Source organism: Parasphingorhabdus marina DSM 22363 (genome assembly GCF_900128895.1).
GTDB lineage: Bacteria > Pseudomonadota > Alphaproteobacteria > Sphingomonadales > Sphingomonadaceae > Parasphingorhabdus > Parasphingorhabdus marina.
In genome coordinates this window covers 729,013-752,319 of sequence record NZ_FSQW01000002.1, presented here as the reverse complement: position 1 = coordinate 752,319, position 23,307 = coordinate 729,013, and the positions used below count along the sequence as shown (strand labels likewise).

28 protein-coding genes, 1 tRNA gene and 1 pseudogene are annotated in these 23,307 nt (G+C 56.3%); 21 read left to right on the top strand and 9 right to left on the bottom strand.

Features of this window, described 5'->3' with window-relative positions:
* Positions 1-58 precede the first annotated feature (58 nt).
* The 3 genes from BUQ90_RS13330 to BUQ90_RS13320 all read right to left on the bottom strand — a co-directional run bounded on the left by BUQ90_RS13330 (position 59) and on the right by BUQ90_RS13320 (position 2,749).
* The gene (locus BUQ90_RS13330) at positions 59-1,180 is read right to left on the bottom strand and encodes a DUF11 domain-containing protein (RefSeq protein ID WP_074205654.1); all 1,122 of its coding nucleotides are present in this window, start codon (positions 1,178-1,180) and stop codon (positions 59-61) included.
* A gap of 66 nt (positions 1,181-1,246) precedes the next feature.
* Complete coding sequence (locus BUQ90_RS13325) at positions 1,247-1,723, bottom strand: DUF11 domain-containing protein (protein WP_074205653.1); 477 nt, start codon at positions 1,721-1,723, stop codon at positions 1,247-1,249.
* Between the two features lie 9 nt (positions 1,724-1,732).
* Entirely contained in the window at positions 1,733-2,749 is a 1,017-nt protein-coding gene (locus BUQ90_RS13320) for a DUF7927 domain-containing protein (protein WP_239447434.1), read from the bottom strand.
* A 401-nt stretch (positions 2,750-3,150) separates the two neighbouring features.
* Between BUQ90_RS13320 and BUQ90_RS13315 the strand changes: the two genes are divergently transcribed.
* Positions 3,151-3,227, top strand: a tRNA-Asp gene (locus BUQ90_RS13315).
* Between the two features lie 25 nt (positions 3,228-3,252).
* Here the strand turns inward: BUQ90_RS13315 and BUQ90_RS13310 are convergent.
* The 4 genes from BUQ90_RS13310 to BUQ90_RS13295 form a co-directional block, all read right to left on the bottom strand.
* Complete coding sequence (locus BUQ90_RS13310) at positions 3,253-3,492, bottom strand: DUF2842 domain-containing protein (protein ID WP_074205652.1); 240 nt, start codon at positions 3,490-3,492, stop codon at positions 3,253-3,255.
* Positions 3,489-4,067 (bottom strand): 5-formyltetrahydrofolate cyclo-ligase, encoded by a 579-nt coding sequence (locus BUQ90_RS13305; RefSeq protein WP_159437110.1) that lies wholly within the window; start codon positions 4,065-4,067, stop codon positions 3,489-3,491. Before BUQ90_RS13305 ends, BUQ90_RS13310 begins: the two co-directional genes overlap by 4 nt.
* A 218-nt stretch (positions 4,068-4,285) precedes the next feature.
* A complete protein-coding gene (locus tag BUQ90_RS13300; RefSeq protein ID WP_074205651.1) occupies positions 4,286-4,621 on the bottom strand; it encodes a cell division protein ZapA in 336 nt (111 codons plus the stop codon).
* A 1-nt stretch (position 4,622) separates the two neighbouring features.
* Positions 4,623-4,814, bottom strand: a complete 192-nt coding sequence (locus BUQ90_RS13295) for a hypothetical protein (RefSeq protein ID WP_074205650.1) — start codon at positions 4,812-4,814, stop codon at positions 4,623-4,625.
* Positions 4,815-5,042: 228 nt separating this feature from the next.
* Here BUQ90_RS13295 and tkt point away from each other — a divergent pair, with 228 nt between their 5' ends.
* The 5 genes from tkt to thiE are packed head-to-tail and all read left to right on the top strand — an operon-like array spanning position 5,043 to position 10,842.
* Complete coding sequence (gene tkt, locus BUQ90_RS13290) at positions 5,043-7,010, top strand: transketolase (RefSeq protein WP_074205649.1); 1,968 nt, start codon at positions 5,043-5,045, stop codon at positions 7,008-7,010.
* 36 nt (positions 7,011-7,046) lie between these two features.
* Positions 7,047-8,051, top strand: coding sequence for a type I glyceraldehyde-3-phosphate dehydrogenase (gap, locus tag BUQ90_RS13285; protein ID WP_074205648.1), 1,005 nt, complete (start codon positions 7,047-7,049; stop codon positions 8,049-8,051).
* 16 nt (positions 8,052-8,067) lie between these two features.
* Positions 8,068-9,258, top strand: coding sequence for a phosphoglycerate kinase (locus tag BUQ90_RS13280; RefSeq protein WP_074205647.1), 1,191 nt, complete (start codon positions 8,068-8,070; stop codon positions 9,256-9,258).
* A gap of 55 nt (positions 9,259-9,313) precedes the next feature.
* Positions 9,314-10,201: a fructose bisphosphate aldolase gene (locus BUQ90_RS13275; RefSeq protein ID WP_074205646.1), complete on the top strand. Its 888-nt coding sequence runs from the start codon at positions 9,314-9,316 to the stop codon at positions 10,199-10,201.
* A gap of 8 nt (positions 10,202-10,209) precedes the next feature.
* Positions 10,210-10,842 (top strand): thiamine phosphate synthase, encoded by a 633-nt coding sequence (gene thiE / locus BUQ90_RS13270; protein WP_074205645.1) that lies wholly within the window; start codon positions 10,210-10,212, stop codon positions 10,840-10,842.
* On the opposite strand, the gene BUQ90_RS13265 is transcribed toward thiE, so the two are convergent.
* On the bottom strand, positions 10,833-11,090 hold the full coding sequence (locus BUQ90_RS13265) for a hypothetical protein (protein ID WP_074205644.1): 258 nt from the start codon (positions 11,088-11,090) through the stop codon (positions 10,833-10,835). The genes thiE and BUQ90_RS13265 overlap by 10 nt on opposite strands.
* Positions 11,091-11,164: 74 nt before the next feature.
* Complete coding sequence (locus BUQ90_RS13260; RefSeq protein WP_074205643.1) at positions 11,165-11,380, bottom strand: hypothetical protein; 216 nt, start codon at positions 11,378-11,380, stop codon at positions 11,165-11,167.
* A gap of 167 nt (positions 11,381-11,547) precedes the next feature.
* Here BUQ90_RS13260 and efp point away from each other — a divergent pair, with 167 nt between their 5' ends.
* The 15 genes and pseudogenes from efp to nuoI all read left to right on the top strand — a co-directional run bounded on the left by efp (position 11,548) and on the right by nuoI (position 23,285).
* Positions 11,548-12,108, top strand: a complete 561-nt coding sequence (gene efp, locus BUQ90_RS13255) for an elongation factor P (RefSeq protein ID WP_074205642.1) — start codon at positions 11,548-11,550, stop codon at positions 12,106-12,108.
* Between the two features lie 119 nt (positions 12,109-12,227).
* A complete protein-coding gene (locus BUQ90_RS13250; protein ID WP_074205641.1) occupies positions 12,228-13,046 on the top strand; it encodes an inositol monophosphatase family protein in 819 nt (272 codons plus the stop codon).
* A 131-nt stretch (positions 13,047-13,177) separates the two neighbouring features.
* Complete coding sequence (gene ndhC / locus BUQ90_RS13245; RefSeq protein WP_074205640.1) at positions 13,178-13,552, top strand: NADH-quinone oxidoreductase subunit A; 375 nt, start codon at positions 13,178-13,180, stop codon at positions 13,550-13,552.
* Positions 13,543-14,115, top strand: coding sequence for a NuoB/complex I 20 kDa subunit family protein (locus BUQ90_RS13240; protein ID WP_420812019.1), 573 nt, complete (start codon positions 13,543-13,545; stop codon positions 14,113-14,115). Before ndhC ends, BUQ90_RS13240 begins: the two co-directional genes overlap by 10 nt.
* A gap of 15 nt (positions 14,116-14,130) precedes the next feature.
* A pseudogene (locus BUQ90_RS13235) lies at positions 14,131-14,736 on the top strand (NADH-quinone oxidoreductase subunit C); the annotation flags it as partial.
* A gap of 32 nt (positions 14,737-14,768) precedes the next feature.
* The gene (locus BUQ90_RS13230) at positions 14,769-16,001 is read left to right on the top strand and encodes an NADH-quinone oxidoreductase subunit D (RefSeq protein ID WP_074205638.1); all 1,233 of its coding nucleotides are present in this window, start codon (positions 14,769-14,771) and stop codon (positions 15,999-16,001) included.
* Entirely contained in the window at positions 15,998-16,351 is a 354-nt protein-coding gene (locus BUQ90_RS17610; protein ID WP_143182869.1) for a hypothetical protein, read from the top strand. Before BUQ90_RS13230 ends, BUQ90_RS17610 begins: the two co-directional genes overlap by 4 nt.
* Positions 16,344-17,009, top strand: a complete 666-nt coding sequence (locus BUQ90_RS13225; RefSeq protein ID WP_074205637.1) for a complex I 24 kDa subunit family protein — start codon at positions 16,344-16,346, stop codon at positions 17,007-17,009. Before BUQ90_RS17610 ends, BUQ90_RS13225 begins: the two co-directional genes overlap by 8 nt.
* A gap of 96 nt (positions 17,010-17,105) precedes the next feature.
* Positions 17,106-18,410 carry an NADH-quinone oxidoreductase subunit NuoF gene (nuoF, locus tag BUQ90_RS13220; RefSeq protein ID WP_074205636.1) on the top strand — a complete coding sequence of 435 codons (1,305 nt, stop codon included), beginning with the start codon at positions 17,106-17,108 and terminating at the stop codon, positions 18,408-18,410.
* Positions 18,407-19,030, top strand: a complete 624-nt coding sequence (locus BUQ90_RS13215) for a hypothetical protein (RefSeq protein ID WP_143182868.1) — start codon at positions 18,407-18,409, stop codon at positions 19,028-19,030. Before nuoF ends, BUQ90_RS13215 begins: the two co-directional genes overlap by 4 nt.
* The gene (gene nuoG, locus BUQ90_RS13210; RefSeq protein ID WP_074205634.1) at positions 19,030-21,045 is read left to right on the top strand and encodes an NADH-quinone oxidoreductase subunit NuoG; all 2,016 of its coding nucleotides are present in this window, start codon (positions 19,030-19,032) and stop codon (positions 21,043-21,045) included. The genes BUQ90_RS13215 and nuoG overlap by 1 nt, the downstream gene beginning before the upstream one ends.
* Positions 21,042-21,254, top strand: a complete 213-nt coding sequence (locus BUQ90_RS13205; RefSeq protein ID WP_074205633.1) for a hypothetical protein — start codon at positions 21,042-21,044, stop codon at positions 21,252-21,254. The genes nuoG and BUQ90_RS13205 overlap by 4 nt, the downstream gene beginning before the upstream one ends.
* Positions 21,254-22,309, top strand: coding sequence for an NADH-quinone oxidoreductase subunit NuoH (nuoH, locus tag BUQ90_RS13200; RefSeq protein ID WP_074205632.1), 1,056 nt, complete (start codon positions 21,254-21,256; stop codon positions 22,307-22,309). The genes BUQ90_RS13205 and nuoH overlap by 1 nt, the downstream gene beginning before the upstream one ends.
* Complete coding sequence (locus tag BUQ90_RS17605; protein ID WP_143182867.1) at positions 22,306-22,803, top strand: hypothetical protein; 498 nt, start codon at positions 22,306-22,308, stop codon at positions 22,801-22,803. The genes nuoH and BUQ90_RS17605 overlap by 4 nt, the downstream gene beginning before the upstream one ends.
* The gene (gene nuoI, locus BUQ90_RS13195; protein ID WP_074205631.1) at positions 22,800-23,285 is read left to right on the top strand and encodes an NADH-quinone oxidoreductase subunit NuoI; all 486 of its coding nucleotides are present in this window, start codon (positions 22,800-22,802) and stop codon (positions 23,283-23,285) included. The genes BUQ90_RS17605 and nuoI overlap by 4 nt, the downstream gene beginning before the upstream one ends.
* Positions 23,286-23,307: the final 22 nt, after the last annotated feature.

The window sequence follows — 23,307 nt, the reverse complement described above, 5'->3', positions numbered from 1 at the left end:
TAAAAAGGGGGCGCGGCGACCGACCGGACTACCCGATCAGTCGCCGCGTTCCTGTCTTTTAGTCAACCGTCACGCGGAACAGCAGGGTTTCGGTGCTGCTAGCAGCCACGTCGCCCAGGTTGCCGCTGATGGTTCCGCCGGACTCGCCCAGTCCGGAAGCGTCAGCATTTGTGCCGGTTCCGTCACAGGCAGTCGCCGAAATCACCCCGTTGGCCGTCGGGATCGTTGCCGGTCCGGACGGGATGGTCGTTCCGTAGAACGAAACATCCAGTGCCGAGATGTTATCGGTGATTGCAACATTGGTTGCTGCGGTTGTGGTGGAACTGTTGGTAACAGCGATACAATATTCCACAACAGCACCCGGAATCGACTTCGGATTGGTGCTACCGTTGATCGGATCCCACAGAACCGTGCTGGTTTTTGCAACCGCAATATTTGCGGAATCGATGACGAAATTGTCAGTTGCGGAATCGCTGATATTGACGAAAACATTGTCAATATTCGCCGCATTAACGGTGCCATCCTCGGTGTTTGCGCTACCACTGTCGTCGCTATACGCGCCGCCAATTGCGCCGCCCGTCACGCCGTCATTACCCTGGCGAATGGAGGCGGTCAGCGTGATACCGCTGGAATCGCCATTGACTGCGGAAACCGGAATATCGCCAACGATGAAGACTTCAACCGACAGGTCTTCGCCAAGTTCATCAATGAAGGTCGCGGTATCGACACCGGCATCATAAACGCCATTGCCGTTGCTATCCACGAATATCTGCAGCGAGCTGACATCAAAATCGTCAGTTCCGCTGAACGGTGTCGCTGTACCGGTTGTCAGCTGGGTAGCAGACAGGGCAAAGTCGACTTCGTCGTTGGAATCGTTGGTGACGGTGAAGGTCAGATAAGCTGGCGGGTTGCCTGGTGAATCTGCTGCGGTCTGACCCGGAAATACGGGGCGTGCAGCACCATCAGTTTCAGCGATTGTCATATCCAGTTTACGGTCAACCGTAAACGTGTCTGAATCGGTTTCCGCCGTCTGGGCGACGCCTCCGACTTCGTAAGCAACGCTTACGCTATTGGTAATCGTGTCACCGGCGCTGGTTCCTGCGGCAAATGCCGGGTTTGCACCCAGCATTGCTGCACTTATAGTACCTGTGGTCACGAGAAATCTCAGTTTACTGGTCATAACTGATCTCCTGTCTCACTTAAAATGAACTGCCTTAACCCCGCGGCAATTCGATACGGTTTGTGGTCACCTGACGGTCCCACGAAAAACCAATTTTCCTTCAGATCCCGCTGAAAGTGATTGATTGAACGTCCATTTCACATGGGTGACATCACTCATGAGGGCGGGGCGAACCTCGCCATTTTCACGGGTGAATTTGAGGTCCGATAACGGTCCCCAGCTTTTGCCTCCGTCAACGGAGACAATTTCGGTGCCATCAGACGTTCCATTGAACGCCACCGCCTTGGGGAGCGGATTGGTGACAGAGAAATCGGTCGCCGGCGTATCGCCGACATTTTTGTATTTGACGACGAAAACGAGCTTGTCGCCCGGAATGACCCGGGTGGGCTGTTCCAGGACAACTGCCGTTTTGCCGTCCGGCTTTTGCACATTGCGTTCGACGAAAACATCGCTCGACAGGGCAACCTCATTGGCTGCCAGCAACGGGGCCGGCGAGACGAGCGCCAAAATCAGCGAAAATTTCCTTAAAATATTGAATTTCATGGATTATTCCTAGTCAATCGTAACTTGAAATGTGATTGTGCGGGTCTGGCCACCGGCGATGTTGCCCAGCGCAACGGCAATCTGGGAGCCATCAAACGACCCTTCATCAGCATCGGCATCGCTGTCGGTCAAAGCGCCACCTTCGAGGGTGATGCTCTCGGTAACGTAGGTGGTGTCATTGGGAATATCGTCAGCAATGGTGAGATTGTTCAGCGTGCCAGTACCTGAGGTCGTGGCGACCAGCTGATAGGTGATCGTTGCTCCGGGGACCGCTTCGGTGCCACCAAACGGATCAACAATTGTAGCACTTTTTACCAGGGCGACATCGGCGACCTGGACCACAAAAAAGCCACTGTCTCCGGCATCCGCCCCGGTAGAGCCAACGACCGCGTCACCGCCGCCGTCACCTTGACCGGTGAAGGTGGTGCCCGGCGTTCCGCTGCCGGTCAGGGCAACGGCAGACAGTTCAACTTCGGCCCGTTCGGCATCATTTGCTGCCGCAGGAATTTCGGAAAGTACGAAAACCGTGACACTTTCATCAGCTGCCAGTGAAGGATCATTGGTACCGGGCGTGTAGATGGTGTCGACACCGGGGTCATAAACGCCATTGTCGTTGGTATCGAGGACAATCTGCTCAAAGACGGTGTCAAAATCGTCGCCGGTCCGCGCGGTATCAGCAGAAAGCGTGAAAGCCTCGGTGCCGTTACCGGTATTGGTCACCTGATATGTCAGCACCTGGGAGGTTGCTCCGGGGCTGACGGGTACGTCACCGGTATCACTGGAGACGACGGTTACGTCCAGCAGTTCATCCACGGTGATTGTCACGGGATTGGAGTCCACGGTGATCGTGCCGCCGCCGCCATCGTCATAAGATGCCTGCGCAACGTTGACGATGTCGGTGCCTGCAATCGTCCCCGCTGCCTGCACAGGGGAGATCGCCGCCAGCAACGCCGTAGCGCTTGCCAGACACAGGATCTTCCCACCTGCAAAACCTGTTTTTGCCCGATGGATCAGTCCACTGGTCACGGATGCCTCCATAAAATTCATGACGGTTTTATGGCCGACAAAGGCAAATATTTCGTAAAGATGACGTCACGTTTTTGATGACGCCAACATGGCAGAAAACGGCGGAAATCTAAGGATATAGGTTCAGAATGGGGAGATTTTTTGGCTTCTGGTTAACGGTATTTTAACTGTAACAATAAGTAACGTTTGCAAACTGATGCAAATTCGGATTCTCGAATGAGAGCGTTTGGAAACGAGGGAAAGGGACCGATCAGACGGAGGTGTTCCAGGTTCGGCGACTTTGAATTTTTGCCAAACATTGAAGGTCTTCCAAATTTTCTTGCCTTCATTGCAAGAGCAGAGTTGACAGCCGTGCAGCGCTCTTCTACTTGCGCTGCTCTACTGCTCATGCAGAAGCATTAGCGGGTGTAGCTCAGTTGGTTAGAGCGCCGGCCTGTCACGCCGGAGGTCGCGAGTTCAAGTCTCGTCACTCGCGCCATTCCCTGAAAAAGGGTTTTGGCGGTTTAAAGCCGGAACTTTCCGGTATTCATCCACAAAAGCAATGGCTTGACCGGAAATATCCAGATTATTCCGGCGATCAGATATATCGGAAGCTGCAGCCAGAAATTCAGGGTGTCGATCCAGTCCATGAGACTGACCACGATCCCGCACCAGACCAGAATGATTAACAGAATCAAAATCATGCCGAATGGTTTCCGCCAACTCGGAGAATCCGGGGAATTGTTACCATTTTCTGCTGTCATGGCGTCGGATTAACCTCTTGAATTATTTCACTTTCCGTTACAATCATATGCAACCGGATATCGTTATCGTTAACCGGTACAGAATCGGTTTCCTGAACTGACCAGGCCAGCCCGACACGGGTGGCACCGGGATATTCTGCGAACGTCCGGTCATAATGTCCCTGACCCTGACCAAGCCGATTGAGAGACCGGTCGAAAGCTACCAGTGGCGCAATGATCAGATCGGGATCGACCTGCTGGCATTCCGGACCAGGTTCGGGGATGTCCTTGTAACCAGAAACCAGCATGTCCATGGCAGGGACGCGTCTGAAAATCAGCGGTGCATTCGGTGTAGCAACCGGAAAAGCAAAGGTTTTTCCTTCATCAGCCAGATATTCCGCCAGCCTCGATGTGGGGGCTTCCGAACCAATGGCACTGTACAGGGCAACATCATTGTTCTGCTGCAGGAGCGCTGCGAGTGGTGAGGGAGGGCGCCGGAAGGCAAGATTGCGTGTCGGCGCGTCCAGTTGGCTGACAAACGCATCCCGGCGTCGCCGATATTCTTCACGTAGAATCTTCTTATTTTCCTGTAACACGTTCAAATATAACACTTTCTAGGAAATAGTGACGGGACCATCAGAGTCGTTTGCCGGAAAATCCTCTGACGCCTATTACGTCAGGTGGGCGCCATATGCATCGAACCCGATTTCCTAAAAATCCGCAATCCGGGCAGGGACGGCTCCCTATGTTGTGATATCGCCTCAGGGATGTTCGCTTTCTAGCTCGTGCAAGACAGTACCCGTCGGGGAACTATCTAGGCGCTATCTGTGGCCTGCTCAAGGCTATTTGCGAAGGATTCCGCTCTTTCCGCAAGTTTTTCAAGCGCAGCGACGGTTTTTTCATCCGCCAGCCCCGAGGATGCACTTGCGGGCGCAGCGGGTGGTGGTGCCTTTTTCTGGGCATGCAGCTCATCTGCCAGCAAAAGCGAGGTAAACAGCAACATCCGGCTTTCCGTCAAACCGGCAGGATCACCGGCTTCTCCAGCTTTTTCGCTGACCATGGCAGCCAGTTTGCCCAAATGCGCTTCCTCGCCGTCCTGGCAAGTGACCATGAACGAGCGTCCGCCAATCTCCAGCTTGACCTGACCCATATCAGTTCTCCTGTTTGGCAATCAGGCCGTCAATCGTCCGTATTGCTTCCTGCATTTCCAGCTTCAGGGCTTCATGGCGTTGCTCCAGCCCGTCATCGACAGGCATCTGCGGAGGTGTGACCTGGGCATTCTCGATGCGCGAAAGCGCCCGCTCAATCCGTCCGATTGCTAGGATCACACGTTCATTTTCCATGACTTGTTCCCGACTTGTCAGTTTGTCTGTTTCATCCGTACCAAGCAGGCACTGATCCGTAAACAGGAGATGCCCCGCAAGTTGTAAACATGTGCCATTTTGCAGACGAACGGACCCGCTACTTGACGCCGGGAACTTAGGCCATCAAAGGAGGTGGCAAATTTCCGAATCGGACCGTCAATTCGACCGCCCGTTCACCAGATTTGCTGTCGGGGGATCCAAGAAATCATGACCGTTTCCGAGAAAATGATGGCAAATGCCATTCGTGCGTTGTCAATGGATGCGGTACAGGCAGCAAAAAGCGGACATCCGGGCATGCCAATGGGTATGGCGGATGTGGCTACGGTCTTGTTCAAGGATTTTCTCAAATTTGATCCGGCCGCGCCAAAATGGGCGGATCGGGACCGGTTCGTGCTTTCCGCTGGTCACGGGTCGATGTTGATATATTCACTCCTGCACCTGACCGGCTATGACCGCCCGAACATGCAGGATATCCGGGACTTTCGGCAGCTTTCGTCGCCGTGCGCCGGGCATCCCGAAAACTTCAAGCTGGACGGAGTGGAAGCCACCACAGGGCCGCTGGGGCAAGGGTTTGCCATGGCAGTGGGCATGGCCATCGCCGAACGCCACCTGAACGCGGTATTTGACGATGGGCTGGTCGATCACAAAACCTGGGTCATCGCCGGTGACGGATGTCTGATGGAAGCCATAAACCACGAAGCTGTGGGACTTGCCGGCCATTTGCAGCTCGGACGGCTGAACGTTTTGTGGGATGATAATGATATCACCATCGATGGCGGCACCGATTTATCCACCAGCGAGGATATTCCTGCCCGCTACCGGGCGTCCGGGTGGCATGTGGTGTCCTGCGATGGCCATGATTTCGACGATATTCGGCGGGCACTGGTGGAAGCACAGGATGATCCGCGGCCCTCTCTCGTCGCCTGCAAGACCATAATCGGCTATGGGGCGCCCACCAAACAGGGCACCTCGGCCACGCACGGTGCGCCGCTTGGTGACGACGAAATCGCCGGTACGCGAGAGGCACTGGGCTGGGAGCATGAGCCCTTTGTGGTGCCAGACGATATCAAGGCTGCCTGGCTTGAACTCGGCAAAAAGGGCCAGGAAGCGCACAAAAGCTGGCAGGAGCGGCTGGAAGGCCATGCCGAAAAGGCCGAATTTCAACGCCGCATGGCCGGTGAACTACCTGATGGCAGCGCGATGCAAGCCTATCTGGCGGATCTGGCCGCGGACCCACCCAAGGTGGCAACCCGGAAAGCATCGGAAATGGCGCTTGGTGCAATTACCGCCGCCCTCCCGGACATGCTGGGCGGAAGTGCGGATCTGACAGGTTCAAACAATACCAAAACACCTTCCACCAAACCATTGACAAAAGATGATTATTCGGGCCGCTACATCTACTATGGTATTCGCGAATTTGGCATGGCTGCGGCGATGAACGGCATGGCGCTCCACGGCGGGATCATCCCCTATGGCGGCACATTCCTCGTGTTTACCGACTATTGCCGCGGGGCCATGCGGCTTTCGGCGATTCAAAACACCCGTTCCATCTATGTCATGACCCATGACAGTATCGGACTGGGCGAAGACGGGCCCACCCATCAGCCCGTCGAGCATTTGCAGAGCCTGCGGGCCATGCCCAACATGCTGGTTTTCCGGCCGGCGGACGCCATCGAAACAGCGGAGTGCTGGGCACTAGCCATCAAGAACCAGAATGGCCCTTCCACCCTGGCGCTGACCCGGCAGGGCCTCCCGCCCGTCCGTCATGACGTCGATGTAAACCATTGTGAAAAAGGCGCTTATCGTTTGAAAGCGGCGGAAGGCACCAAAAAGGTTGCGTTGATTGCAACCGGGTCGGAAGTATCACTCGCGCTTGATGTTGCCGCCAAACTGGAAGCCGCTGGACATGGAGCTGATGTCATTTCCATGCCCTGCACGGAGCTGTTTGACAGCCAGGATAGTGCCTACAAGGACGAACTGCTCGGCGGCTCAGGAATATTGCGAGTATCGATCGAAGCCGGAACGACCTATGGCTGGGAGCGGTATACGGGTCTCGGCGGGTTGCGCTTCGGAATTGACAGTTTCGGGGCTTCGGCACCGATTGCCGATCTTTTTGAACATTTCGGCCTGACCGCCGATGCGATTACACCACAGATAATAGAGAAAATTGGCTGAATAGCCGAGCATTTGATCAAAGGAGCACGAAATTCCATGACAAAAGTAGCAATTAACGGATTTGGTCGTATCGGACGCCTGGTGGCACGGGCAATCCTCGAGCGGAACGATGACAATCTCGAACTGGTCGCGATCAACGATCTTGCCGATGCGGACGCAAATGCGCTGCTTTTCGCCTATGACAGCGTTCACGGCCGCTTCCCGGGCGAAGTGAGCGCGCATGGTGATCATATCATGGTCGATGGCAAAAAGATTGCCGTGACGTCGGAACGCAATCCTGGCGATCTGCCCCATGGCGAAATGGGTGTGGACATCGTTCTGGAGTGCACCGGCTTCTTCCAGTCCAAGGAAGCTTCGCAACCGCATATCGATGCCGGCGCAAAACGTGTGCTCATTTCCGCTCCGGCGAAAAATGTCGACCAGACCGTCGTTTATGGGGTCAATCACGATGTCTTGACGTCATCGGATGTCATTGTTTCCAATGCATCTTGTACGACAAATTGCCTGGCGCCGGTAGCGAAGGTCCTGAACGACACGGTCGGCATCGAGCGCGGGTTCATGACCACGATCCACAGTTATACCAATGACCAGCGGATGCTCGATCAGATGCACAGCGACATGCGCCGGGCCCGGGCAGGTGCCGTGAACATGATCCCGACCACCACTGGTGCGGCGCGTGCCGTGGGTCTGGTGCTGCCGGAACTGAACGGCAAGCTGGACGGTTCTTCGGTTCGCGTTCCCACGCCAAATGTCAGCCTTGTTGATCTGGTGTTCACGCCCAGCCGTGATACCACGGCCGAGGAGCTCAATGCCGCGCTCAAGGCCGCAGCAGAAGGTCCGATGAAAGGCGTGCTGGTCTTCGAAGACAAGCCTCTGGTTTCCAGCGATTTCAACCATCAGCCTGCGAGCAGCTCGGTCGACAGTCTCGAAACCTCAGTGATGGAAGGCAAGCTGGCGCGTGTCGTCAGCTGGTATGACAATGAGTGGGGCTTTTCCAACCGGATGATCGATACGGCCAAGGTCATGGCGGGCCTGCTCTGATCCGAAAGGACGCGCAATGGCGGCAAACAGCTTCAAGACACTGAGTGATCTCGGCCAGCTGGCCGGGCAGACAGCCCTTGTCCGGGTGGATCTCAACGTGCCGATGGCCGACGGCAAAGTCACCGATGACACGCGGCTGCAGGCCGTGGTGCCGACGGTAACCGAACTGGCCGACAAGGGCGCCCGGGTCCTGCTTCTGGCGCATTTCGGGCGTCCGAAAGGCGAATATCGCCCGGAATTTTCGTTGCAGCCCGTCGTCAAACCTCTGGCGGATGTGCTCGGACGCGAGGTCGGTTTCATGGAGCGTCCCAGCCCGGAGGCGATCGCCGAATTGCCCGAAGGCAGCATCATGGTGGTCGAAAACAGCCGTTTCGCGCCCGGTGAAGAGAAAAATGATCCCGGCATGGCGAAAGCCATTGCTTCCTTTGGCGATCTCTACGTCAATGATGCCTTTTCCGCCGCCCATCGGGCGCATGTCACAACAGCAGGAATTGCCGAACATCTGCCATCCTATGCCGGACGGTCGATGGAACGGGAGCTGACGGCGCTGGACAAGGCACTGGGCGCTCCGGAACATCCGGTGGCTGCAGTCGTCGGCGGCGCAAAGGTTTCCAGCAAGCTCGACGTCCTCCGGCAAATGGTGGAAAAGGTCGATCACCTGATCATCGGGGGCGGCATGGCCAATACTTTCCTGGCCGCACGCGGCGTGGCTGTCGGCAAGTCGCTGTGCGAGCATGACCTGACCGATACCGCCAACGAAATACTGGAAGCCGCGGACAGGGCCGATTGCACGGTCCACCTGCCTTATGACGTGGTCGTGGCAAAGGAGTTCGCTCCGAATCCGCCAACCCGCACCGTGAATGTGCACGAAGTTGCAGAAGACGAGATGATCCTTGATATCGGCCCGGCCGCGGTTGAGGCGCTGTCCGATGTGCTCAAGACCTGCAAGACGCTGGTATGGAACGGACCGCTCGGTGCATTCGAGACGCCGCCATTTGATGCGGCTACCGTTGCTCTGGCGCAGACGGCCGCTGCGCTGACCAAGGAAGGCCAGCTGCTCTCCGTTGCCGGCGGAGGTGATACGGTCGCGGCGCTGAATCATGCCGGTGTTGGAGACGAGTTCAGCTTTGTTTCCACGGCCGGCGGCGCCTTCCTGGAATGGATGGAAGGCAAGGAATTGCCTGGTGTTGCGGCGCTGCAAAGATAACGAGACCAAACAGTAACAAAACCCGGATTTGACTTTTCAACCAAGGACAAAATTCATGCCCAATGCAGAGATGATGGACAAAATCGAGAATGGCGCAGGCTTTATTGCCGCGCTGGACCAGAGCGGCGGATCCACGCCCAAGGCGCTGGCAGGATATGGAATCGGCGAGGATGCCTTTTCCAATGACGACGAAATGTTCGGCCTGATCCACAAGATGCGCAGCCGGATCATTACCGCACCGTCATTTGGCAGCGGCAAGGTAATCGGCGCCATCCTGTTCGAGAAGACAATGAACGGACAGGCGGATGGCAAACCGGTTCCTGCACTTCTTTGGGAGCGCGGCGTGGTTCCGTTTCTCAAGGTCGACAAGGGACTGGCGGACGAAGAGAACGGTGTCCAGCTGATGAAGCCGATCCCGGATCTTGATGACCAGTGCAAGGCCGCTGTCGCCAAAGGCATGTTCGGAACGAAAATGCGGTCGGTGATCAACAAGGCCAATGCGGAAGGCATTGCCGCCAATGTCGAGCAACAATTTGCATTCGGCAAACAGATCCTCGGACACGGTCTCGTGCCGATGATCGAGCCCGAAGTGAATATCAAAAGCGACGAGCGGGCTGAATGTGATCGCCTGTTGCTCGGCGAACTGACCAAACATCTTGATGCGCTGGATGATGATCAGCGCGTGATGCTGAAATTGTCTATCCCGGTGGAACCCAATCTCTACAAGCCGCTGATTGATCACCCCAAGGTGGTACGGCTTGTTGCCCTGTCCGGCGGATATTCCACCGATGATGCCTGTATCGAGCTCTCCAAAAACAATGGCATGATCGCCAGCTTCAGCCGCGGATTGCTGCAGGATCTCCGGGTGTCGCAAACCGATGAGGAATTTGACGCGGTGCTCGGCGGCGCCATTGATCAGATTTATCGGGCCTCGATCAGCTGAGACCGGAAGTGAGCGAAGCACCGCCTTGCCAGCTCTATCTGATTTCTCCACCGGACGTTTCGGGAAGTTTTCCAGACCAGCTTCGTAACGCGCTGGCGGCAGGTCCGGTCGCGGCGTTTCAGTTTCGGGTCAAGGACGTCGCTCTGGAAGAGGCAGTGGCCTTGGCCCAGCCACTCCAGGCCATTTGCGATGAACATGATGTCGCTTTCGTGGTCAATGATGATGTGGAATTGGCGCAGAAGCTGGATGCGGATGGCGTGCATCTCGGGCAGAGCGACATGGCATTGGCGGATGCGCGCAAACTGCTGGGTGACCAGGTCCAGATCGGGATCACCTGTCATGACAGTCGGCATCTGGCCATGGAGGCTGGCGAGGCAGGAGCGAACTATGTGGCTTTTGGCGCGTTTTTTCCAACCCAAACGAAGGAAACCACGCACAAGCCCGATGTCGATATACTCGAATGGTGGTCCAGGGTCATGGAAATCCCCTGCGTCGCAATTGGTGGCATTACTCCGGACAATTGCGGGCCGCTGATCAAGGCAGGCGCCGATTTTCTGGCGGTCAGCGGCGCCGTCTGGAGTGACCCGCAGGGACCGGCCTCGGCTGTGGCGAGGTTTTCAGAAATTCTCGATCAACAATAGCCGGCGGGCTGTCCGGTGGTAATCGCGGCATAGGACTGCATGTAATTTTTCACGAACTGTTCGACGGAGGGCAGGGTGAAATTCGGCATTTGTTCGAGATCACGGATATAGCCATTCACCGGGTGGAACCCGTGGATTCGCCGGACGAGTGCATCGCGGCCAAACAGGCCGGCGGCCAATGTTCCCTGATATTCGGTGTCTCCTGATCTGATGATTTCAGCCGGAACGCCCCACTCGATTTCTTCCATCGATCTACAATTGCCGATTGATAATCAACGGTATTGTATAAAAAAGACATCCCCTCTCAGGAAGAGACCGCCTTTCAGGAAGAACTGAATGTCTTGCCGATGGCAGAAGAGACATAATGGGCGACAAATCTGTTGACCGGCGGCGGAGAGAAATTGGGCAATTGCTCCATCTCCCGCAAATAGCCGTCGAAGGATTTGAACGCACATCGTTCGCCATTGGCGATCGAATAGCCGAACAGGCCAGCGGCGCATGCTGAAGTCGATTTCGATTCGCGTTCGATTTGATCCATGGATTGACGATATGCGCGGGTTGGGCCGGGGTATTGTATGAAACAGACAATCGACGACCAGTCTCTGCGCCGACCCGTGATGTGCAAGGCGTGCTAATCACTTGCCTAATAGGGAGCGCCGCGATAGAGCGCCGCTCAATCCCATTATTGATCAAGCGAGACTGGCCATGAAAATTAGCGGCGTAGACATTCGGCCCGGCAATATTCTGGACTATGAAAACGGCCTCTGGAAAGTTGCCAAGATCCAGCACACCCAGCCTGGCAAGGGCGGAGCCTATATGCAGGTGGAAATGAAGAACCTGGTCGACGGCCGGAAAACCAATGTGCGTTTTCGGTCTGCCGACAGCGTGGAAAAGGTGCGCCTGGATACCAAGGAGTTTCAGTATCTGTTTGCTGATGGCGATCTGCTGACATTCATGGACAAGGAAAATTACGAACAGATCACCCTGCCTGCCGACTTGCTTGGCGATGCGGTCGAGTTTCTGCAGGACGGCATGGATGTGCAGCTGGAACTTTATGAGGAAAAGCCGATTTCGGTCCAGCTGCCCGATCAGATCGAGGCGGAGATTGTTGAAGCAGATGCCGTGGTCAAGGGACAAACTGCGTCTTCCAGTTACAAGCCTGCGGTTCTGGACAATGGTGTCCGTGTGATGGTGCCACCGTTTATTTCGGCTGGTACACGGATCATTGTCGACGTTTATGCCCGGGAATATGTCGGGAAAGCCTGATTAGTAATTTTCCCCTCCCGCTTGCGGGAGGGGTCAGGGGAGGGCCTCGCTCACCCCGCCTTTGAACACGAGAAACCCACCCCCGGCCCCTCCCGCAAGCGGGAGGGGGGAGATGCAAAATGCCAGCACATTCCGCTCTTATCACCGTCATGGAACGGGCTGCCCGCAAGGCGGGGTCGCGTCTGCGCCGGGACTTTGGCGAAGTTGAACATCTGCAGGTATCGAAGAAGGGGCCGGCCGACTTTGTATCCAAGGCGGACATGCGCGCGGAGCGGATCCTGTATGATGAATTGCAGAAGGTCCGGCCGGGCTGGGGGTTCGTGCTTGAAGAAGGCGGCATGATCGAAGGCGAAGAAGGCAAGCCGCGCTGGATCGTCGATCCGCTCGACGGCACTACCAACTTTCTGCACGGCATCCCACATTTTGCCATTTCCATTGCGGTGCAGGAACGCGGCCTGGATGGGGTCAGCTGGGGCAAGATTACCAGCGGACTCATTTATGAACCCGTGTCCGACCAGACTTGGTGGGCTGAAATGGACAAAGGGGCGTGGCTGGGCGACAAGCGGCTGCGGGTATCCGCAAGGCGTGATTTGTCCGAATCCATCCTGGCGACCGGAATTCCTTTCCAGGGACATGGCGATCTTGCCGAATGGTCCCGGATCTTCGGTGCATTTGCTCCGCAGGTTGCGGGTATCCGGCGCTTTGGTGCGGCATCACTGGATCTCGCCTGGCTCGCTGCCGGTCGCTATGACGGCTTTTTTGAAGCGGATCTCCAGGTCTGGGATGTCGCGGCGGGCATCCTGATGGTGCGGGAAGCAGGCGGCTTTGTCACCGACTATACCGGGGGCAGTGAGCCGATTGCCCAGCGCGAAATTCTGGCCTCCAACGAAGCTCTGCACAGCAAGCTGCACAAAATCCTGGCACGCGCACTTCTGTAAAAGAATTCGCCACCCCACGGGCTTAGTGCGAATCCTTCTCAAAACGGCGCAAATTTAGCCCATTTCGCCCTTGCGGCAACTCCGGCCTGCCCCTAAAAGCGGGCGCATATTCCTAGCGAAGCGAGTCTGTTTTGGTCGATCTATCCGAATATGCGCCGATCCTGCTTTTTCTGGCAGTGGCACTGGTTCTTTCCTGTGCTTTTGTTTTCCTGCCAATGGGCGTTTCAAGACTGACCGGAACGCACAATCCAAGCGCCGAGAAGCTCTCCGAATATGAGTGCGGTTTTCCGGCTTTCGAAGACTCCCGCAGTCAATTTGATGTCCGCTTCTATCTGGTGGCGATCCTGTTCATCATCTTCGATCTCGAGGCCGCATTCCTCTTTCCCTGGGCGGTGTCGCTTGACCAGACCGGCTGGGTTGGCTGGAGCAGCATGATGATTTTTCTGGTCATCCTGACCGTTGGTTTCATTTACGAATGGAAAATGGGAGCGCTGGAATGGGAGTAGAAACCAACACTCCGGGTTCGGCAATTCTCAATGCCGACGGGACTCCAATGCGTGCGGATACGCCGCCGGATGAAGCCTTTTTCAAGGATCTGAATTCGGAAGTGAACGACAAGGGCTTTTTGGTCACGTCGACCGAGGAGCTTTTTCAGTGGGCCCGCACCGGATCATTGTGGTGGATGACCTTTGGCCTGGCCTGCTGCGCGGTCGAGATGATCCATGTGAACATGCCGCGCTATGATATGGAGCGCTTTGGCGCGGCGCCACGTGCCAGCCCGAGGCAATCGGACGTGATGATTGTTGCCGGAACGCTGTGCAACAAGATGGCGCCTGCGCTGCGCAAGGTTTATGACCAGATGTCTGATCCGAAATATGTAATTTCGATGGGCAGCTGCGCCAATGGCGGGGGTTATTATCATTACAGTTATTCGGTTGTTCGCGGCTGTGACCGGATCGTTCCGGTTGATATTTATGTACCCGGCTGTCCACCGACAGCCGAGGCGCTTCTTTATGGCGTGATGCAGTTGCAGCGGAAGATCCGCCGCATCGGAACGCTGGAACGATAGAGGGGCCTGGACCGCATGCCACATAGTGCCCCCGCCATTTCCAGCAACGAAGGCGTTGCTGACGCGCTCGTCAAATCACTCGGCTCTGCCGTACTCGACACGCTGGAAGCCCATGGTGAGATCAGCTTCACCGTGGATCGCAAAAAGCTGCCCGCCGTTTTGACCAAATTGCGGGATGATCATGAATATCAGCAGCTGGTCGAGATCGCCGGCGTCGATTATCCCGAACGCGCAGAACGGTTTGAAATCGTTTATCATTTGCTCAGCCTGACCAAAAATCACCGGGTCCGGGTCAAGGTCACGACAGACGAGGATACACCGGTCCCGACCGTCACCCATATCTGGGAAGTGGCCGGCTGGCTCGAGCGCGAGGTGTTCGATCTTTATGGCGTATTGTTTGACGGCAATACCGACCTGCGCCGGATCCTCACCGATTACGGTTTTCAGGGTCATCCGTTCCGCAAGGACTTCCCGCTCACCGGCTATGTCGAAATGCGTTATTCCGAAGAAGACAAGCGGGTGATCTACGAGCCCGTGAAGCTGGCTCAGGATTTCCGCAGCTTCGACTTCATGTCGCCCTGGGAGGGTGCAGATTACATCCTCCCCGGCGATGAAAAGAGCGAAGATGGTGAAGATAAGGAGGCCGGCGAATAATGGCTGACTATATCGACGAGTTACAGGGGCGGACGGACGAGGCGGATCCGACTGTTGGCGACGTCACGATCGAAAATTATACAATCAATTTCGGTCCCCAGCATCCGGCGGCGCATGGCGTTTTGCGGATGGTGATGGAGCTGGACGGCGAGACGGTCGAACGCGTCGATCCGCATGTCGGCCTGTTGCATCGCGGCACCGAAAAGCTGATCGAACACAAGACCTATTTGCAGGCGCTGCCCTATTTCGACCGGCTCGATTATTGTTCGCCGCTGGCCATGGAATATAGCTATGTGCTGGCGATCGAGAAGCTGCTCGATCTGGAAGTGCCGGAGCGCGGTCAGTATCTCCGGGTGCTGTTCGCCGAACTGACCCGGATCTGCAATCACATGCTCAACATCGGTGCGCATGTCATGGATGTGGGCGCGATGACGCCGAATATCTGGATTTTCGAAATACGCGAACAGTGCCTCGAGTTTTTCGAGCGGGCATCCGGTGCGCGCATGCACAGCGCCTGGTTCCGGCCGGGCGGTGTCCATCAGGACGTGCCGCTGAAGCTGCTCACCGACATGGCTGACTGGCTCGATGAATTCCCGAAACTGTTCGAAGATGCGATGAGCCTGGTTGTCGATAACCGGATCTTCAAGCAGCGCAATGTCGATATCGCGACGGTGTCCAAGGACGACGCGGTGCGCTGGGGTTTTTCCGGCCCTATGATCCGCGGCAGCGGTATCGCCTGGGATCTCCGCAAATCGCAGCCCTATGACGTCTATGACCGGATGGACTTTGAAGTCCCCGTCGGTACCAAGGGCGATTGCTATGACCGCTTCATGGTGCGGGTCGAGGAAGTCCGGCAAAGCGCGCGGATCATGCGGCAATGCCTGAATGACATGCCCGACGGCCCGGTCGCATCCACCGACCGCAAGATCGTCCCGCCCAAACGCGGCGAGATGAAACAGTCGATGGAGGCGCTGATCCATCACTTCAAGCTTTATACCGAGGGCTTCCACGTGCCCGCTGGCGAAGTCTATGTCGCCACCGAAAGCCCGAAAGGCGAATTTGGCGTCTATCTGGTCAGCGACGGCAGCAACAAGCCCTATCGCTGCAAGATCCGCCCGACCGCCTTCTCGCATCTGCAGGCGATGGACTTCATGACCAAGGGCCACATGCTGCCCGACGCGACCGCCATTTTGGGCGCAATCGACGTGGTGTTCGGGGAGTGTGACCGGTGAGTTTGTTCGAGCGCCAAACAGCGATTGTATACGATCATCTTTCCGCCTTTGCGGCACTCAATCTTGACATTGCTGATGAATGGGACGGTATTTCTGCAACTTGGAACACAGGTGAAGACGTACATGACTTCGTTGGAGTTTCACAACTTTGGAGAAGCATGTCGCAAGCGTGGGATTATTTGCCATCAAATTGGCGTATTACTGAAACTGATGGAGGTGTTTCTGCTTTGATAACACTTTCAGATGGACTTCGTGCAAAATCGATTGAAGCGGATTTTATTTTCAACGGCGATAACATTTCCAGCATAAATGTTCGTGATTTGGAAAGGCCAGTAGAAAACAATGGCTGAAGCACCCAATATCCCTGACGAGACCGAAGTCCGCGCGAAGTGGGGCGATTTTGCCTTTACGCCGGAGAATGAGAAGCTCGCCAAGTGGCAGATTGCCAAATATCCCGAGGGCCGTCAGCGCTCCGCGGTGATGGCGCTGCTCGATCTGGCGCAGCGCCAGGTCGGGGCGGATACCCAGACCCAAGGCTGGCTGCCGGTGCCGGTGATCGAATATGTCGCCGCCTATCTCGACATGCCCTATATGCGCGCCTATGAAGTCGCGACTTTCTACACCATGTACAATCTGGCGCCGGTCGGTCGCTATCATGTACAGGTTTGCGGCACCACGCCCTGCATGCTGCGCGGCAGCGATGATGTGATGGCGGCTTGTAAGAACAAGGGCATGGCCAAGGGCAAAACCACGCCGGACGGACTGTTTACGCTGACCGAAGTCGAGTGCATGGGCAATTGTTCCAATGCGCCAATGGTCCAGATCAACGACGATAATTACGAAGATCTGGATTACGATATCACCACGAAGATTCTGGAAGATCTCGCCGAAGGCAAAGAGGTCACACCGGGTTCGCAAATTGGTCGCAAGACCAGTGAAGCAGTGGGCGGCCCGACCAATCTCAAAGAAATGGTCGATGCCAATCATGACTACCGGAAGGAGTGGTGATGCCATGTTTCTCGACGGATATGCAGGCTGGGTTGCGCTCGCTGTGGTCGCCATCGGCGTCATTGGCGGCATCTGGGGTCGCGGGAGGAAAAAGTAATGGGCTTTGATTTCCTGCAGGACAAGGACCGCATCTTCACCAATGTCTACGGGTTCCAGCACTGGGGCCTGAAAGAAGCCGAAGCGCGCGGAGACTGGGACAAGACCGCCGATATCATCAAGCTTGGCAACGACAAGATTATCGAGGAAGTCAAGGCCTCCGGTCTGCGTGGACGCGGCGGTGCGGGTTTCCCGACCGGTCTGAAATGGTCGTTCATGCCGAAGGAATCGCCCAAGCCGAGTTTCCTCGTCATCAATGCCGATGAATCCGAGCCAGGCAGCTGCAAAGACCGCGAGATCCTGCGCAACGATCCGCACAAGCTGATCGAGGGAGCGTTGATCGCCGGTTTCGCGATGCGCGCGCGGGCTGCCTATATCTATATTCGCGGCGAATATATCATGGAAGCCAAGGTCATGGAGGCGGCCGTCAAAGAAGCCTATGACGCGGGCCTGATCGGCAAGAATGCCGCGAAGTCCGGCTATGATTTCGATGTCTTCGTCCATCGTGGGGCAGGGGCTTATATCTGCGGCGAAGAGACCGCGATGATCGAAAGCCTCGAAGGCAAGAAGGGGCAGCCGCGCCTGAAACCGCCATTTCCTGCAGGTGCGGGCCTTTATGGCTGCCCGACGACGGTCAATAATGTCGAAAGTATCGCCGTGGTTCCGACCATCATGCGACGCGGCGGCTCCTGGTTTGCCAGCTTCGGACGCGAAAACAATCATGGCACGAAACTGTTCCAGGTTTCCGGCCATGTCGAAAAGCCGGCGGTGTTCGAGGAAGCCATGTCGATCCCGTTTCGCGACATGATCGAAAAGCATTGTGGCGGCATTAACGGCGGCTGGGACAATTTGCTTGCGGTCATCCCGGGCGGCTCATCCGTTCCGCTGGTGCCGGCCGAGCAGATCATGGACGCGCCGATGGATTTTGACGGGCTTAGCGAGCTCAAATCCGGTCTGGGTACCGCAGCGGTGATCGTGATGGACAAGTCGACCGATATCGTTCGCGCGATTTCGCGGTTGAGCTATTTCTACAAGCACGAAAGCTGTGGCCAGTGCACACCGTGCCGCGAAGGCACCGGCTGGATGTGGCGCGTGATGGAACGGCTGCGCGACGGCGATGCGACGATCGAGGAAATCGATACACTGCACGAAGTCACCAAGCAGGTCGAAGGTCACACCATCTGCGCGCTCGGCGATGCCGCGGCCTGGCCAATCCAGGGCCTGATCCGCCACTTCCGCCCCGAGCTGGAACGGCGTATTCGCGAGAATGCCGGTGCGGAACCAGTGATGGAGGCGGCGGAGTGAACGTTGTAACCAAAGCTCTGCTACTGCTATTTTTGGTTTTCGGTGGCGTGTCTCTACCTGTAGCAGCGCAGGATGGTGCTGTCAGCGAGAATCCATTGATCGGAAACTGTTCCGATGCTCAACGAATAGCAAATCGAGCTTGGTCAATGTACATCGCAAAAAATGCGGTGAGCGATGACGATACCATTGCCAATGGTGCGAGGCTTCAAGGGTTATCGAGTTTGCTTTCATATTGTATGGTTCCCGGACCTGACGGCAAACCCAAATTAAATCTCAGTTCCTTGGATACTGAAGAAATGATGCAATATACCACGTTCGTTCCCGACGGCCCCATGTCTGATCTAGCAAAGTGTTTGGTGGATTCCGCGCCAAACGAAGCTAGTGCATTCATAGTTGCCGCTGATCGATTAGCCGTTAGCAAATATTTAGCCGAGAAATCCTTTGGCGCGTTTCCAGATGATGCATTTGTGAAAATGGTGGAAGCAAGTGACGGTTGTGGCGACCTACTGAACGAGCCCGTGAAAGCGGTCATGCTATATACGGACATAAACTGGTTTGTAAGAGTTGTTACAAAGCACGATGACATCATCGCGTGGCATAAACAGGCGGGGGGATCATAATGCCTAAAGTCACCGTAGATGGTGTTGAACTTGAAGTGCCTCAAGGCGCAACCGTGTTGCAGGCGGCGGAACTGGCGGGCAAGGAAATCCCGCGTTTTTGTTACCATGAGCGCCTGAGTATCGCCGGCAACTGCCGGATGTGTCTGGTTGAAGTGAAGCCCGGACCGCCCAAGCCGCAGGCCAGTTGTGCGCTGCCCGCTGCCGATGGGCAGGAGATCCGCACCGACAGCGAAATGGTCAAAAAGGCCCGCGAAGGGGTGATGGAATTCCTGCTGATCAACCATCCGCTGGACTGTCCGATCTGTGACCAGGGCGGCGAGTGCGATCTCCAGGATCAGGCGATGGCCTACGGCAAGAGTGGCTCGCGCTATGACGAGAACAAGCGCGCGGTGACCGAGAAATATATGGGTCCGGTGGTCAAGACCGTGATGACCCGCTGCATCCACTGCACGCGCTGTGTGCGCTTTGCCGAGGAAGTGGCTGGCGTTGAAGAAATCGGTGCGGTCGGACGCGGCGAGGGGATGGAGATCACCTCCTATCTTGAAGGCGCCGTGCACAGCGAGTTGAGCGGCAATGTCGTTGATCTCTGTCCTGTCGGTGCGCTGACCAGCAAGCCCTATGCTTTTGAAGCACGTCCCTGGGAACTGACCAAGACGCTGGGCATCGATGTCATGGATGGCGTCGGCACAAACATCCGCATCGACAGCCGCGGCCGCGAAGTGCTGCGCGCATTGCCGCGGGTCAATGATGACGTGAACGAGGAATGGGCAACCGACAAGACGCGCCATGCGATTGACGGTCTGATGAAACGCCGCCTCGACAAGCCCTATATCCGCCGCAACGGCCAGCTGGAAGCGGCGAGCTGGAATGAAGCGTTTCAGGCGATTGCCGATGTGAAGGCGGGTAGCTCGGTGGCCGCCATCGCCGGTGATCTGGTCGATTGCGAAACGCTGTATGCCGCGAAAAAGCTGCTGAAATCGATGAAATCGGACATGCTCGAAGGACGCCAGACCGGCCTGTCCTATGATGTGTCGAACCTGGCGGCAGTCAATTTCAACACGACCATAGCCGGGATCGAGGAGGCAGATGTTATCCTGCTGGTCTCGACCAACCCGCGCTGGGAAGCGTCGCTGGTCAACACGCGGATCCGCAAGGCCGTGCGCAAGGGCGGGGCGAAAATATTCGGCATTGGCCCCGAAGCGGACCAGACCTATCCGGTCGAATGGCTGGGCGATGACATGGGCCTGCTGTCCAGTCTGCCGAACAGCGTGAAGGATGCGCTGGAACAGGCCAAAAAGCCTGCAATCATTCTGGGTGGCGGCGCGCTCAGTGTCGAGGGCGCACATGGCGCAGCGCTGAAACTGGCCAAGGAATTCAAGCTGGTTCGAGATGACTGGAACGGTTTCAACGTCCTGCATATTGGCGCCTCGCGCACCGGCGGCCTGATGCTCGGCTATGCCTTTGACGGCGGCATCAAGGCGATTGCGGCGAAAAAGCCGAAACTGCTGTTCGCGCTGGGTGCGGATGAAATGGATTACGCGCCGTTTGAAAAGAGCTTCAAGGTCTATATCGGCCATCATGGCGATGCCGGGGCACATGCCGCCGATGTCATCTTGCCGGCGGCCGCCTATACCGAGAAAAACGGCACTTATGTCAATCTGGAAGGCCGGGTGCAGCAATCGAACAAAGCAATTTTCGCACCGGGCGATGCCCGCGAAGACTGGTCGATCCTGCGCGCGCTGTCCGACGTGATTGGCAAGAAACTGCCATTTGACAGCTTTGCCGAGTTGCGCGCCAAGATGGCCAAGGACCATCCGGAACTGGCCAGCGAAGGGCTGGTCAGCTTCGACTGGGCGCCGCCATCGGGTTTGCCTGACAAGCCAAAGGGGCAGGGCGTGCACCCGATCAAGGATTTCTACCTGACCAACAGCATCGCCCGCGCCAGCGCCACCATGCAGCGCTGCTCGGCGGAACTGCTCCATGCCGATGACGAAGTCCTGGAGGCTGCGGAATGAGTGACTTTCTGATCGTGATCGCCGCCATAGTCTCTTCGATCGTTTTCCTGTTGCTGGTCGTTCGGGTGTTCAGCTGGCTTGCCCATCGTGAACGCAAGCGGGCCGGGCACAAATATGCAAACCGGGGATCCGGAGGTGTCGGCGTTGGCGGCTATGTCGCCGGAGGGTATGGCGATGCTGGCGGCAGCGACGGCGGAGGTGGTGACTGATGACCGAATTTCTCCAATCCGTTCTGGGATACGAAATTGGCTGGTTTGTCGCGACCCTGGCGCTGATCCTGCTGATCGCACTGCCGCTGATGCTGGCCGTGGCGATGATCATCTATTTTGACCGCAAGGTGATTGCGGCGGTGGCGCTGCGGCGCGGTCCCAATGTCGTGGGTCCCTTCGGCTTGCTGCAAAGCTTTGCCGATGGCCTGAAAGTGTTCTTGCAGGAAACGATCATTCCGTCGAGCGCCAACAAGGGGCTGTTTTTGCTCGCGCCGATCATCACCTTTACCGTTGCCCTGCTCGCCTGGGCAGTGGTGCCGTTCAGCGAAGACATGGTGCTCGCCAATATCAATATCGGCCTGCTCTACATTCTCGCGATCAGCTCGCTGGGCGTTTATGGTGTGGTCATTTCGGGCTGGGCAAGTAACTCAAAATACCCGTTTTTCTCCGCCATGCGGGCCGCCGCACAGATGATTTCCTATGAGGTCTCTATCGGCTTCATCCTGATCTCGGTGGTGCTGTTCGCCGGGACGTTCAACCTCAATGACATTATCAAGGCGCAGGAAGGCCATATCTTCGGTGTGGTGAACGCCTATGGACTGAACCCGCTGCTTTTTCCGATGGCGGTGCTGTTCCTGATCAGCTCGATGGCGGAAACCGCGCGCGCACCCTTTGACCTGACCGAAGCGGAGAGCGAGTTGGTTGCGGGTTATCAGACTGAATATTCGTCCATGTCCTTCGCCCTGTTCTGGCTTGGCGAATATGCCAATATCCTGCTGATGTGCACGCTCAACGCGATCCTGTTCTGGGGTGGCTGGCTGCCGCCGATGAACGTCGATTGGATTCCCTGGTTCGACATTCCCGGAATTGTTTGGCTGTTCCTGAAGATATTCTTCTTCTTCTTCCTGTTCAGCTGGGCCTGGGCGACAGTCCCGCGCTATCGCTATGACCAGCTCATGCGCCTGGGCTGGAAAGTCTTCCTGCCGATCAGCCTGTTCTGGGTCTTCCTGGTCAGCGGCGTGGTCATGATCGACAAATTCGGGTGGCCGCTGTGAGAAAATTGGTCGCCTTTTCCATCATGGCCGTTTTTTGCGCTTCATCTGCCGTGGCGTTGACAACTTTGCCTATGTATCCGGCAAGTAAAACAGTTAAGTGTCACCTGCATTCGTTTGACGGACAGCTTGTGTCTATTTTGACCGGAGAAATTCGCGAAACCACGACCCTCGAAGGGGAAGAAGGCCTCCATAATCTGCTGAGTTTTTCCTCCATCGACGGCGAATTTTCAGATTTGGAAGTTAGATTGCCAGCAAAACAAATTTCATTTGGGATGAGTTTTAACAAAACCGTAGATCGTGATTCAAATTCATCGGTTCAGATTCCGCCTCCGCCTCCTAATGCTTTTGATCCCTATGTCAGTTACAATTTTGTTACTAACGTTGGTTCGCAACTCCAATGGTCGGTCAGTGTATCGGAATCAGGGAACTTGTCGGCGACTGGTATTTGTGAACTTAAACCAGTCTACGCTCCCGATGATGGAGACGAAAAATGACGCTTGTCCAATACATAAAAGCCTTCACGCTCTACGAGTTCATTCTCGCGCATGCGAAGACGCTGAAATATTTCTTCAAGGCGAAGAAGACGATCAACTATCCCTATGAGAAGAACCCGATTTCGCCGCGGTTCCGGGGCGAGCATGCCCTGCGCCGCTATCCGAACGGGGAAGAACGCTGCATCGCCTGCAAATTGTGCGAGGCGGTCTGTCCGGCGCAGGCGATCACGATCGAGGCGGAGCCGCGCGATGACGGATCCCGCCGGACGACGCGTTATGATATCGACATGACCAAGTGCATCTATTGCGGTTTCTGTCAGGAAGCCTGCCCGGTGGATGCGATTGTCGAGGGGCCGAATTTCGAATATTCGACCGAGACGCGGGAAGAACTGATCTACGACAAATCGAAGTTGCTGGAAAACGGCGACAAATGGGAGCGGGCGATCGCGGCAAACCTTGCCGCCGATGCGCCCTATCGTTAAGGCGCTGGCAGGACCGGACGGG